We start from the raw sequence: 11,938 nt of genomic DNA on the forward strand, positions 1-11,938 counted from the left end.
TATAAACTAATCTAAAATGTTTTCACTTATATAGACGATTATATTGCAGAATTGTTTCAAGTATTTCAGAGAAAAATTAATTTTTCTCTGAAATTATTTTAAGGATTTATTAAGGTGCTCGTATTGGAGGAAACATGAAAATAAAAGAAATAATCGTAGTCGAGGGCAAGGACGATACCACTGCGATCCGCCGTGCTGTCGATGCTGACACTTTAGAAACAAATGGATCAGCGATCAATGCGGAAACAATTGAACGGATTCGCAATGCGCATGAAAAACGAGGAGTCATTGTTTTTACGGACCCAGATTATCCTGGTGAAAAAATCCGTAAAACGATTTCAGAACAAATAGCCGGCTGCAAGCATGCTTTTATACCGAAAGAATTAGCCAGGCCAAAGTCCGGGCGTGGAATAGGTGTTGAACATGCTTCACCCGAAGTGATCAGGGAAGCTCTTAAGGGTGCGCAGGTAATGGACACGGAATCAGTTGAAGAAATCAGCCAAGAGGACTTGATCGTTGCCGGACTGATTGGCGGACCAGGCGCTAAGGAAAGGCGTGAAAGGCTTGGCAGGCTGCTTAGAATCGGATACACGAATGGAAAGCAGCTTCATAAGCGTTTGATGATGTTTCAAGTGAAAAGACAGGATTTCGCAGATGCATTGGCAGAAATCCTTAAGGAGGAGCAAGATGCATAAGGATATAGCGACACCTGTGAGAACGAAGGAGATACTCGATAAATACGGATTCTCTTTTAAAAAGAGCTTAGGGCAGAATTTCCTGATTGATACTAATATATTAAACAGAATCGTTGACCATGCAGAATTAACGGAAAAAAGCGGAGCGATAGAAATTGGTCCTGGAATCGGAGCACTTACGGAACAATTGGCAAGAAGAGCGGAAAAGGTCGTTGCTTTTGAAATTGACCAGCGCCTTCTCCCAATATTGGAGGATACCCTCTCGCCGTACCCTAACGTAAAAATCATCCATAGCGATGTGCTGAAAGCGGATGTACAGGCAGTGATTGAAAAGGAATTCGCAGGACAAGAGGAAGTGATGGTCGTTGCCAACCTTCCTTATTATGTGACGACACCCATCTTGATGAAACTGCTTGAGGAAAGGCTGCCTATTAGGGGAATCGTCTGCATGCTGCAGAAAGAGGTTGCGGATCGTATTTCGGCAAAGCCAGGGACGAAGGAGTACGGCTCTTTGTCCATCGCTGTACAATACTACACAAAAGCTGAGACTGTCATGATTGTACCTAAAACAGTATTCATGCCACAGCCTAATGTAGATTCCGCTGTGATCAGGCTGACTTTGCATGATGAACCGCCTGTAAAAGTAACGGACGAATCGTTCTTCTTCCACGTTACAAGGTCGAGCTTCGCCCAGAGAAGGAAAACGATCCTAAATAACCTGACAAGCCAGCTTCCAGATGGAAAACAAAAAAAGGAAGATATCCTTGCAGCGCTCAAGCAGGCTGAGATTGTGGAATCGCGAAGGGGAGAGACTTTGTCCATCGAAGAATTTGCGAGACTGTGTGAAGCTTTGTATCCTTATTTTCATTAAGTAAATGCACTAATTAAAGTCCGGATGATGAATCCGGGCTTTTTTTTATGCGGTAAGAAAGTATAAAATTCACTTCGAGTAATGTCCAGCTCCAGCGCCTAGCCCCTCGAGTCGCATGTCTAGCTGCGGCTCCTAACTCCTCGAGACGCTTCGGTCCTGCCAATGAAGTCAAAGAGCGACTTCACTGTCAGGCCCTCCAGCGCTTGTCGGAGTTAACCAGTCGCCTCCGCTTTTCGAATTGTCTAGTTTCGCCTCCTAGAAACTCCGAAACTTCAACTCCGCCGGCAGAAGCAAAAAGCGCTTCTTTGTCGGAGTCTCCAGTTTCTGCGTTTCTGGGCAGTCGGCTACACATTTCGGTTTCGGTCCGCCCAATGAAGTCAAAGGACGACTTCACTGGTCGGCCCTTCGACAGACACGATGTCTTAGTGCCGACGTTGCCACAGGACGTGGCGGTTTTAGTCGGCCAGCGCTTGTCGGGGCTGACCAAGGCGCTTGCGCTTTTCTTATGCCAGAGCACTTCCAGTGAGCAGTTAGGAAAATCATTCGGGGACAATCCGAAAATCAAATCAAGATATCCACCTAACAGAAAGCACATCAGTTCCAATGCGCATAATCACATGTCTTTGGGTTTTTGCATAGTTTATCATTGAAAACCATTTAGCGCAGCCTATTGTGCGGGGCAATTGGAGTGACGATTGTGAACATTAACCTCATGGATATCGTCGGCAGGGTTTCGTATCAATGCGATATTATGTTCCGTGTAATCGATATCAGAGATATAAATGGCAAGAAAATCGCGATATTATATGGTGAGGATTTTCGGCTGATCGCCGATGCGCCCTATGAGGATTTATTGAAAATCGATCAAAATGTGCGCATGAGGCTGACGAAGGAATTCCGGTCACTTGAGGAACAGTCATATAAGCTTTTTCGACAGGACGTTGATTTACTGCAGCAAAAGCAGGAATATGAAACTACCGAGGGATATAGCAAATCCTATAATTATTTTCAGATGCCAGGAAAGGTGCTTCATTTAGATGGAGATCCGAATTATTTAAAAAAGTGCCTGACTCTTTATGAGAAAGTCGGGGTTCCCGTGTATGGCATCCATTGCAATGAAAAGGAGATGCCGGAAAAGGTCGGCAAGCTGATCGATTATTACCGGCCGGATATTTTAGTCATTACAGGGCATGATGCTTATTCAAAGTCAAAGGGCTCAATGGAAGACCTGAATGCTTATCGCCATTCCAAACATTTTGTCCAGACTGTGAGGGAAGCAAGGAAAAAGATTCCCCATCTTGACCAGCTCGTCATCTTTGCTGGCGCCTGCCAGTCCCATTTTGAGTCGCTGATCCATGCGGGGGCAAATTTCGCCAGTTCACCATCGAGGGTGAATATTCATGCTCTTGATCCTGTTTATATAGTGGCTAAAATTAGTTTTACTCCTTTTATGGAGCGCATCAATGTCTGGGATGTTTTACGGAATACTCTCACAGGTGATAAGGGGCTCGGAGGCATAGAAACAAAAGGAGTACTCAGAACAGGAATGCCATATAAAAAGAATTCGCCGGAGTAAAGACTGATGTCCAGTCTCGTCCGGCGTTTTTTTATGGATTGGTGTACATATTTTACCGTGATAAAGGCTACTCTAAAAATGTTGAAAATTAGAAGAAAAAGAAGAAGAAAAGATATTGACTTTTATTTTTATCAACTGTTATAATTTATGTTTTTGTTTGACGAAAGTGGTGTCAGCGTGTTATACTTTACACAGTGAGGTGGACCGAATGCCAAAAACATTATCGGATATCAAAAAAGCTCTTGATTCAAACTTAGGAAAAAGACTCTTGCTAAAGGCCAACGGCGGACGCAGAAAAACGATCGAACGTTCTGGTGTGTTAGCTGAAACTTATCCTTCTGTTTTCGTGATTGAGCTCGACCAGGATGAAAATGCTTTTGAACGTGTTTCGTACAGCTACGCAGATGTTTTAACAGAAACGGTTGAAATTACCTTCTTTGAGGATACAACAGGATCAATGGCATTGAGCTAAGGCTCAATGAGGTACAGGCAGTGGACTTTCGGGTTAACTGCTTTTTATTTTGCCTAAAATTCGCAGCACATAAGGATAATTTAGGCTTACATGAAAACCTCCTTTTAAAAAGAAACTAAAAAAGCCTCGATGGTGAAAGGAGATGGTTTTCATGGGCAGAAGAAGAGGGATTATGTCTGACAGGTTGAAAGAGGAGCTTGCGAAAGAACTTGGGTTTTATGATGTTGTCCAGAAAGAAGGCTGGGGCGGCATCAAGGCCAAGGACGCAGGGAACATGGTCAAGCGAGCGATCGAATTAGCAGAGCAGCAGCTTGTTAACCAGAAGCACTGACCTAAGATGGATATTCTTTTGTAAACTGCCAAATAGCCTGCCTTTAGAGGCTCTTTTCGTACCAATCGTAATATGCGAGAAAAGCCATGGGTGAAAAAATAATTCGAAACCATCGGGGTACCGGGGCTTAGGCTCCGGTTTTTTTGTTTAGTGGAGCTAAGCTGAGCTTAATATGAAATACCTTTAAGATTTACTGCGCACACCGTATATTCCCTAATTATTTGTGAATTTACTGTATTCGACATAATGCAAATGATAAAATAAAGGAATGTTTCGAGGAGATGAGTCTTACTTTTATTACTTTTGGAGAGTATATGTTCAACTTCGATAATTGTCCAGCTCCAGCGCCTAGCCCCTCGAGTCGCTTCGGTCCTGCCAATGAAGTCAAAAAGCGACTTCACTGTCAGGCCCTCCAGCGCTTGTCGGGGCTGACCAAGGCGCTTGCGCTTTTCTTATCGTTTTGTGGTAAAATAGGACAAAATGTGGAATTCGTTAAAGTAGGTGGAAGCAGTGAAGATTTTGGTGAAGGCGCCAGCGAAAATTAATTTGTCGCTTGATGTGTTGCATAAAAGGCCGGACGGTTACCATGAAGTTGAGATGGTGATGACGACGATTGATTTGGCTGACCGCATTGAGCTTAGTTTACTTGAGGAAGACAGGATTGTCATCCATTCACACAATAGATTTGTTCCGGATGACCAGCGGAACCTTGCTTATCAGGCAGCCCATTTATTGAAAGAAAGATTCCAGGTGAAAAAGGGCGTAGTCATCGGTATTGAAAAAACAATTCCTGTAGCTGCGGGCCTGGCTGGTGGCAGCAGTGATGCAGCCGCTACGCTAAGAGGGCTGAACAAGCTCTGGAAACTTGGACTGACATTGGACGAACTGGCCGTACTGGGTGCGGAAATAGGATCGGACGTTTCTTTCTGTGTCTACGGTGGAACGGCATTGGCAACTGGCCGTGGAGAAATCATCGAGCAGCTTCAAGCCCCGCCGACATGCTGGATTGTCCTGGCTAAGCCTTTTATCGGTGTCTCTACAGCAGAAGTTTATCGTCGTTTACATGTAGATAAAATTGAGCACCCGCCTACAAAAGAAATGATTTCTGCAATAGAAAATGGGGATTTCCGTGGGGTATGCAACAGCGTTGGCAATGTGCTAGAGGATGTAACCCTGTCACTATATCCGGAAGTAGCCCAAATCAAAGACCAGATGAAGCGCTTTGGAGCGGATGCAGTTTTGATGAGCGGCAGCGGCCCAACCGTTTTCAGCCTTGTAGAGCATGATTCACGGATGCATCGGATTTATAATGGTTTAAGAGGATTTTGTGATCAGGTATTTGCTGTCAGAATGCTCGGGGAACGGCATACCCTTGATTAAATCCGTATAATGGTGTTATATTAACCTTAAATATTCGGATTTTGGGGGTTCTTCAATGAAATTTCGACGCAGTGAGCGTTTGATTGATATGACGACTTATTTACTTGAACATCCTCGCCAACTGGTACCGTTAACTTATTTCGCGGAGAAATATGGTTCTGCCAAATCCTCGATCAGCGAAGATCTGGGAATCATCAAAGAAACATTTGAGCAGCGGGGAATCGGTGTGCTGCAAACAGTACCAGGCGCTGCCGGGGGAGTTAAGTTCCACGTCAATATCAATGATGATAAGGCGAAAGAAGTAATAAAGGATCTCTGCACGATCATGGCCAGCCCGGACCGGCTGCTGCCAGGCGGTTATTTGTATATGAACGATATCATTGGAAACCCAGCGATTGTCCAGGAGGTTGGCAGGCTGTTAGCTTCTGCTTTTGCTAAAAAGGACATTGAGGTCGTGATGACCGTCGCTACAAAGGGTATCCCAATTGCCTATGCGGTGGCAAGCTATTTAAATGTCCCAGTCGTGATTGTAAGAAGAGACAGCAAGGTTACGGAAGGTTCAACGGTCAGCATCAATTATGTTTCAGGATCGTCTAAAAGGATCCAGACGATGGTCCTTTCAAAACGGAGTCTCGCACAGGGTTCGAAAGTATTGATTGTGGACGACTTCATGAAAGCAGGCGGAACGGTCAATGGGATGATCAATCTGCTTGAAGAGTTTAATGCAGAATTAGCGGGAATTGCTGTTCTCGTTGAATCAGAAAATATTGAAGAAAGACTGGTGGATGAGTATCTTTCACTTGTACGTCTTTCGAATGTTGATGTTAAAGAACGAAAAATAACCGTGAGTGAAGGAAATTACTTCTTGCGTAAAGAATAACTCTATTAAAAAGGGTCTTTTCGAAAAAAGACCTTTAATAATAAGATGGGGTGACAATATGAATATTGTACAAACTTCAAATGCGCCAGCCGCAATTGGCCCTTATTCCCAAGGTGTTGTAGTGAACAATCTGTTTTTCAGTTCTGGCCAGATTCCATTGACGGCAGAAGGTGTAATGGTTGAAGGGGATATACAGGCCCAGGCACATCAGGTCTTTAAAAATCTGACAGCTGTACTGGAGGCTGCAGGAGCATCCTTGGAGACCGTTGTAAAAGCAACTGTATTTATTAAGAATATGGATGAATTTGCTCAATTGAATGAAGTTTATGGGGAGTATTTCAGTGTTCATAAGCCTGCACGTTCGACAGTAGAGGTAGCAAGACTTCCGAAAGATGCATTAGTAGAGATTGAAGTAATCGCGCTCGTTAAATAACGAGCGTGTTTTTTTTGTTCTTATTTAACGGAATTAACAGGAGGCTGTGTTAACTGAATATTGATATTCATAGCCTGTTGATTGGATTGGAAGGCGCGAAGACTCCTCCGAAAATGCTAACGCATTTCCATCGTGCGTGGGCGGATTCGAGGAAGCTATTCAATGTCCTGCGGGCGCAGCTGGACAGGTGAGACCCCGCAGGAGCGAAGCGACGAGGAGGCTCAGCGCCAGCCCCGCGGAAAGCGAAGCGCCTGGAACGAAAATCAACAGCCTTTTTAACAGAGATGAAAATAAAAGGTCAATAGCCAAAAAAGCCTATTTTATCTTGAAAAAATAGAGTGATAGGGCTTTCAATAAGAAAATGTTCATGAATTTGCCCTATTTTTTAAAAAAAATTTTCTGAATAAAGAAGGAGTTTTGAATTCATTGTGGAATTATTTAACTAGAATTTTATCTATTTGTAAAGGTGGTGAACAGAATGGAAGTAACTGACGTAAGATTACGCCGCGTTAATACAGATGGACGGATGAGAGCAATCGCTTCCATCACGCTTGACAACGAGTTTGTTGTCCATGATATCAGGGTGATTGATGGAAACAACGGCCTATTTGTTGCAATGCCAAGTAAACGTACTCCTGATGGCGAGTTCCGTGATATCGCGCATCCGATCAATTCGGGCACACGCGGAAAAATTCAGGAAGCTGTATTGGCAGAATACCACCGTTTAGGTGAACTAGAAGTTGAATTCGAAGAAGCTGGAGCTTCCTAGAAATAGAACGCAAGACACCAAGAGCCTGCTGCATAAGTAGGGCTCTTTTTTATTTCCCCGCATTTGATCCCCTATAAACCCATTTTTCAGCAGAATGAAACAGTTTTTCAAGAAAAACTGCCCCCGGTATAAATGACAAATAATTGTACTTGCTCTTCTATTCTTGAAATACCCGGCTATTTAAGATATATTCGTAATGGATAAAAAGGTAAAATTGGAGGCCTGCTAATGTCTAATCGTTATGCAATCATCTTAGCGGCCGGTCAGGGTACTAGAATGAAGTCCAAGCTTTACAAAGTACTTCACCCTGTATGCGGCAAGCCAATGGTACAGCATGTTATTGACCAGGTGAAAAGTCTTAATATAAACGAAATCGTGACGATTGTCGGCCACGGTGCTGAAAAGGTAAAAGAACAGCTTGGCCATGACAGCCAATACGCGCTGCAAGCAGAACAGCTTGGAACAGCTCATGCTGTCCTTCAATCTGAAGGCATGCTTGCGGACAAAGAAGGTGTGACGATTGTTGTCTGCGGAGACACACCGCTGATTAAAGCAGAGACAATGGAAGCACTATTCAAGCGTCATGAAGAGACGAAGGCTAAAGCCACGATCCTGACAGCTAGAGCGGAAGATCCAACTGGATATGGCCGCATTGTCAGAAATGGCGATGGTTTTGTTGAAAAAATCGTTGAGCATAAGGACGCGACTGAGCAAGAAAGAAGCATCAATGAAATCAACACAGGTACTTATTGCTTCGATAACAAGTTATTGTTTGAGACGATCCATAAGGTATCAAATGATAATGTCCAGGGAGAATACTATCTTCCGGATGTAATCGAAATTTTGAAGAACCAGGGCGAGATTGTATCTGCTTATGTTACGGACAGCTTTGCTGAAACGCTTGGTGTTAATGACCGTGTTGCGCTCGCTGAAGCTGAAGGTACGATGAAAAAGCGAATCAATGAGTTCCATATGCGCAATGGTGTTTCATTCATTGACCCTGATAACACGTATATCGGCCCGGATGTGGAAATTGGCCGGGATACTGTCATTTATCCTGGGACAACGATTTCAGGTAAAACAGTGATCGGATCCGAATGCCAGCTTGGACCAAATAGTGAAATTAGCGACTGTGAAATTGGAAACAATACAGTTATTCGTCAGTCAGCGGCTTTCAACAGTAAAATTGGTTCAGAGGTCAACATTGGACCATTTGCTCATATCAGACCAGATTCCGATATACATGATGAAGTGAAAATCGGTAATTTTGTTGAGATTAAAAAAGCGGTATTCGGTCGCGGAAGCAAGGCTTCACACTTAAGCTACATTGGAGATGCTGAGGTTGGCGCGGATGTGAACATCGGCTGCGGATCAATTACGGTTAACTATGACGGCAAGAACAAATTCTTGACTAAGATCGAAGACGGCGTCTTCATTGGCTGCAATTCGAATCTTGTTGCACCAGTTACGATTGGAAAAGGCGCTTATGTTGCAGCAGGATCAACAATCACTGAGGATGTTCCAGGTGAAGCACTTGCACTGGCACGAGCGCGTCAAGTCAACAAAGAAGATTATGTAGGGAAAATGAACGTAAAGAAATAAGTCTTGGAGGTCCACAATGTCAAACCAGTATCTAGACCCAAATTTAAAGGTTTTTTCACTTAATTCAAATGTTGAGCTTGCCGAGGAAATCGCAAAGGTAATTGGAGTAGAGTTAGGAAAATGCTCTGTTTCCCAATTCAGCGATGGAGAAATCCAGATTAACATCGAAGAAAGTATCCGTGGCTGTGACGTATATGTCATCCAGTCTACGAGTTCACCTGTAAATGAAAACATCATGGAATTGCTGATCATGATCGATGCGTTGAAACGTGCTTCTGCGAAAACAATCAATATCGTTATGCCTTACTATGGCTATGCACGCCAAGACCGTAAAGCTCGTGCACGTGAACCAATCACTGCTAAGCTTGTAGCAAACCTGCTTGAAACAGCAGGCGCTACACGCGTCATTACGCTGGATCTTCACGCACCACAGATTCAAGGTTTCTTTGATATTCCGATTGACCATTTAATGGGTGTACCTATTCTTGCGGACCACTTCAAGAGCAAGGAATTAAATGGCGATATCGTTATTGTCTCTCCTGACCATGGCGGTGTAACTCGTGCAAGAAAAATGGCGGAAAGACTGAAAGCGCCAATCGCAATCATCGATAAGCGCCGTCCGAAGCCAAATGTCGCAGAAGTTATGAACATCGTTGGTAATATCGAGGGTAAGGTAGCCATCCTGATTGACGATATCATTGATACAGCAGGAACCATTACACTGGCAGCCAATGCATTAGTGGAAAATGGCGCGCAGGAAGTTTATGCATGCTGTACACACCCTGTATTATCAGGACCTGCGATTGAACGAATCCAAAACTCCAAGATAAAAGAACTGGTTGTGACAAATACAATCGCGCTTCCAGAAGAAAAGCGCATTGAAAAAATCTATGAGCTATCTGTTGCACCACTGATTGGCGAAGCGATTATCCGCGTCCATGAAGAGCAGTCAGTAAGCACACTGTTTGATTAATTTTACAGGGACAAAACAGGCTTGCCTTAGGGCAAGCCTAATCCTGTTTTTACTTGAAAGCTTCTGGTAATAGAAAGTTAAACGTTTAGACCTTCCTATTTTGGGGCATTTTTTATATAGACAAAACTTATTGAATAGGAAGGGGACAAAACCATGGGTGCAGTATTGAAAGCAACTGAACGCACAGGTTCTAATGGTTCTAATCTAAGACGTTTACGCCAGGAGGGCAACATTCCGGCAGTCGTGTATGGAAGGAATTCAGAAAGCAAACCGATTTATATAAACAGCATTGAATTTCTTAAGACGATCCGCGAAAATGGGAAAAATGGCGTGATTTCACTTGATGTTGGCGGCAGCCAGCATGATGTCATGCTGACGGATTACCAGCAGGACCATATCAAAAATGAGGTCCTCCATGCTGATTTCCTTACAGTGGATAAGAGTTCGAAGGTAAATGCGAGTGTTAGAATCAATCTCGTCGGGGATGCTGCAGGTGTGAAAGATGGCGGCGTTATGCAGCAGCCTGTGCATGAAGTGAACATTACTTCGACTCCTGGAAGCATTCCTCCATCCATAGATGTCGATGTGACCAAGCTTCAGGTAGGAGAGAACCTCACAATTGCGGATATCAAAACTGGAAATTATGAAATAAACGATGATGAAAACACTGTACTAGTTTCCATCCTTCCTCCGAAACAGGAAGAAGAAATTAATTCTGGAGAAGAACAAGAGCCAGGACAACCTGAAAATGAAGAAGGAAGAGAAACAGAAGCTAGCGAATAATAATACAGTAGGTAATGGACGTAGCCTGAAGAGGTTACGTCTTTTACGGTTGTTAAAATAGAGTCGTCTAACCAAGGCGTAACTGGAGGAGGATGGGAAGTGCTTAATTTGCGTTCTCTTTTTAGGGTGTTACGCTTTGCTGATAAGGGGTGTGAAACAAGAATGAAATTGTTTGTGGGTTTAGGGAATCCAGGGAAACAATATGATAAAACAAGGCATAATATAGGATTTGAAGTGATCGACGAGCTTTCGAAAAGGTGGAACATTCCTTTGGATCAGGCGAAGCACAAAGGGATTTATGGAAAGGGTTTTGCAGGCGGGGAAAAGGTAATCCTTTTAAAGCCACTAACATATATGAACCTTTCTGGAGAATCCATCAGGGCTGTCATGGATTTCTATGACATAGATATGGACGATTTAGTCGTTATTTATGATGATCTTGATATGCCAACGGGCAGGATTCGCTTAAGGCAAAAAGGCAGCGCTGGAGGCCATAATGGAATTAAGTCGACGATTGCCCATACAGGCACGCAGGAATTCAACCGCATCAGAGTGGGCATCAGCCGGCCTCAGAACGGTATGGCGGTGACAGACTGGGTGCTCGGACGTTTTACTAGTGAAGAGCAGGATCAAATGCAAGAGGCGGTCGTCAAATCGGCTGATGCATGTGAAGAATGGATGAAAAAGCCGTTTTTAGAAGTGATGAATACTTTTAACCGTTAGGCTTTTAGTAGGAATTCAAGCTGAATGGCGAATAACAATTATGCGCAACCATCCATTTAGTAATATAATTTATAAAAGGAAGCATACAATAGGCTAAATGCATAAGTTCCTCGCAAAGGGTCAATAATGATAATGACTTAATTTGGGAGGGACGGGCATGGCTATACATTATCAATGCCGCCATTGCGGAACGAATATCGGCTCGCTGGACAGGATGTCTGTCCACAGCGAAAGCCTTGGCTTGCATAAGCTTACCGATGAAGAACGGCAGGAGATGGTTTCTTACGCAGGCAATGGCGACATCCATATAAAATCGATCTGTGAAGATTGTCAGGAAGCGCTGGAACGAAATCCAGACTTCCATCAACATGACTATTTAATTCACTGACAAGCTTTGGATTTCTCATCCAAAGCATTTTTCTGTTTATATATCAGCATTGAAAAACTAGT

General features: G+C 43.6%; 15 protein-coding genes. All 15 read left to right on the plus strand.

Annotated features, from left to right (window positions below):
* Nucleotides 1–134: 134 nt before the first annotated feature.
* Nucleotides 135–695: a ribonuclease M5 gene (gene rnmV, locus AABM38_RS00260; protein WP_423408672.1), complete on the plus strand. Its 561-nt coding sequence runs from the start codon at nt 135–137 to the stop codon at nt 693–695.
* The gene (gene rsmA / locus AABM38_RS00265) at nt 688–1,566 is read left to right on the plus strand and encodes a 16S rRNA (adenine(1518)-N(6)/adenine(1519)-N(6))-dimethyltransferase RsmA (RefSeq protein WP_423408673.1); all 879 of its coding nucleotides are present in this window, start codon (nt 688–690) and stop codon (nt 1,564–1,566) included. Before rnmV ends, rsmA begins: the two co-directional genes overlap by 8 nt.
* A 712-nt stretch (nt 1,567–2,278) precedes the next feature.
* A complete protein-coding gene (yabG, locus tag AABM38_RS00270; RefSeq protein ID WP_423410615.1) occupies nt 2,279–3,142 on the plus strand; it encodes a sporulation peptidase YabG in 864 nt (287 codons plus the stop codon).
* A 208-nt stretch (nt 3,143–3,350) separates the two neighbouring features.
* On the plus strand, nt 3,351–3,614 hold the full coding sequence (gene veg / locus AABM38_RS00275; RefSeq protein WP_125481632.1) for a biofilm formation stimulator Veg: 264 nt from the start codon (nt 3,351–3,353) through the stop codon (nt 3,612–3,614).
* A gap of 151 nt (nt 3,615–3,765) precedes the next feature.
* Nucleotides 3,766–3,945 carry a small, acid-soluble spore protein, alpha/beta type gene (locus AABM38_RS00280; protein ID WP_125481631.1) on the plus strand — a complete coding sequence of 60 codons (180 nt, stop codon included), beginning with the start codon at nt 3,766–3,768 and terminating at the stop codon, nt 3,943–3,945.
* Between the two features lie 281 nt (nt 3,946–4,226).
* Nucleotides 4,227–4,490: a hypothetical protein gene (locus AABM38_RS00285; RefSeq protein WP_423408674.1), complete on the plus strand. Its 264-nt coding sequence runs from the start codon at nt 4,227–4,229 to the stop codon at nt 4,488–4,490.
* Nucleotides 4,456–5,325: a 4-(cytidine 5'-diphospho)-2-C-methyl-D-erythritol kinase gene (gene ispE / locus AABM38_RS00290; protein ID WP_423408675.1), complete on the plus strand. Its 870-nt coding sequence runs from the start codon at nt 4,456–4,458 to the stop codon at nt 5,323–5,325. The genes AABM38_RS00285 and ispE overlap by 35 nt, the downstream gene beginning before the upstream one ends.
* A 55-nt stretch (nt 5,326–5,380) precedes the next feature.
* Complete coding sequence (gene purR, locus AABM38_RS00295; protein ID WP_423408676.1) at nt 5,381–6,205, plus strand: pur operon repressor; 825 nt, start codon at nt 5,381–5,383, stop codon at nt 6,203–6,205.
* Between the two features lie 58 nt (nt 6,206–6,263).
* The gene (locus AABM38_RS00300; RefSeq protein ID WP_335378593.1) at nt 6,264–6,638 is read left to right on the plus strand and encodes a RidA family protein; all 375 of its coding nucleotides are present in this window, start codon (nt 6,264–6,266) and stop codon (nt 6,636–6,638) included.
* A 478-nt stretch (nt 6,639–7,116) separates the two neighbouring features.
* A complete protein-coding gene (spoVG, locus tag AABM38_RS00305; protein ID WP_003347151.1) occupies nt 7,117–7,407 on the plus strand; it encodes a septation regulator SpoVG in 291 nt (96 codons plus the stop codon).
* 228 nt (nt 7,408–7,635) lie between these two features.
* On the plus strand, nt 7,636–9,009 hold the full coding sequence (gene glmU, locus AABM38_RS00310; protein ID WP_423408677.1) for a bifunctional UDP-N-acetylglucosamine diphosphorylase/glucosamine-1-phosphate N-acetyltransferase GlmU: 1,374 nt from the start codon (nt 7,636–7,638) through the stop codon (nt 9,007–9,009).
* A gap of 16 nt (nt 9,010–9,025) precedes the next feature.
* Nucleotides 9,026–9,982: a ribose-phosphate diphosphokinase gene (locus AABM38_RS00315; protein ID WP_335432594.1), complete on the plus strand. Its 957-nt coding sequence runs from the start codon at nt 9,026–9,028 to the stop codon at nt 9,980–9,982.
* Nucleotides 9,983–10,135: 153 nt separating this feature from the next.
* Entirely contained in the window at nt 10,136–10,765 is a 630-nt protein-coding gene (locus tag AABM38_RS00320) for a 50S ribosomal protein L25/general stress protein Ctc (protein WP_423408678.1), read from the plus strand.
* A gap of 162 nt (nt 10,766–10,927) precedes the next feature.
* Nucleotides 10,928–11,488, plus strand: a complete 561-nt coding sequence (gene pth / locus AABM38_RS00325; RefSeq protein ID WP_423408679.1) for an aminoacyl-tRNA hydrolase — start codon at nt 10,928–10,930, stop codon at nt 11,486–11,488.
* 157 nt (nt 11,489–11,645) lie between these two features.
* Entirely contained in the window at nt 11,646–11,876 is a 231-nt protein-coding gene (locus AABM38_RS00330) for an anti-sigma-F factor Fin family protein (RefSeq protein WP_335378588.1), read from the plus strand.
* Nucleotides 11,877–11,938 lie beyond the last annotated feature (62 nt).

This window comes from Heyndrickxia sp. MSNUG (assembly GCF_049532715.1).
Taxonomy (GTDB): domain Bacteria; phylum Bacillota; class Bacilli; order Bacillales; family Cytobacillaceae; genus Mesobacillus.

Coding starts and splice junctions, on each gene's coding strand:
- rnmV (WP_423408672.1), top strand. CDS start 135: ATGAAAATAAAAGAAATAATCGTAGTCGAGGGCAAGGACGATACCACT.
- rsmA (WP_423408673.1), top strand. CDS start 688: ATGCATAAGGATATAGCGACACCTGTGAGAACGAAGGAGATACTCGAT.
- yabG (WP_423410615.1), top strand. CDS start 2,279: ATGGATATCGTCGGCAGGGTTTCGTATCAATGCGATATTATGTTCCGT.
- veg (WP_125481632.1), top strand. CDS start 3,351: ATGCCAAAAACATTATCGGATATCAAAAAAGCTCTTGATTCAAACTTA.
- AABM38_RS00280 (WP_125481631.1), top strand. CDS start 3,766: ATGGGCAGAAGAAGAGGGATTATGTCTGACAGGTTGAAAGAGGAGCTT.
- AABM38_RS00285 (WP_423408674.1), top strand. CDS start 4,227: ATGAGTCTTACTTTTATTACTTTTGGAGAGTATATGTTCAACTTCGAT.
- purR (WP_423408676.1), top strand. CDS start 5,381: ATGAAATTTCGACGCAGTGAGCGTTTGATTGATATGACGACTTATTTA.
- AABM38_RS00300 (WP_335378593.1), top strand. CDS start 6,264: ATGAATATTGTACAAACTTCAAATGCGCCAGCCGCAATTGGCCCTTAT.
- spoVG (WP_003347151.1), top strand. CDS start 7,117: ATGGAAGTAACTGACGTAAGATTACGCCGCGTTAATACAGATGGACGG.
- glmU (WP_423408677.1), top strand. CDS start 7,636: ATGTCTAATCGTTATGCAATCATCTTAGCGGCCGGTCAGGGTACTAGA.
- AABM38_RS00315 (WP_335432594.1), top strand. CDS start 9,026: ATGTCAAACCAGTATCTAGACCCAAATTTAAAGGTTTTTTCACTTAAT.
- AABM38_RS00320 (WP_423408678.1), top strand. CDS start 10,136: ATGGGTGCAGTATTGAAAGCAACTGAACGCACAGGTTCTAATGGTTCT.
- pth (WP_423408679.1), top strand. CDS start 10,928: ATGAAATTGTTTGTGGGTTTAGGGAATCCAGGGAAACAATATGATAAA.
- AABM38_RS00330 (WP_335378588.1), top strand. CDS start 11,646: ATGGCTATACATTATCAATGCCGCCATTGCGGAACGAATATCGGCTCG.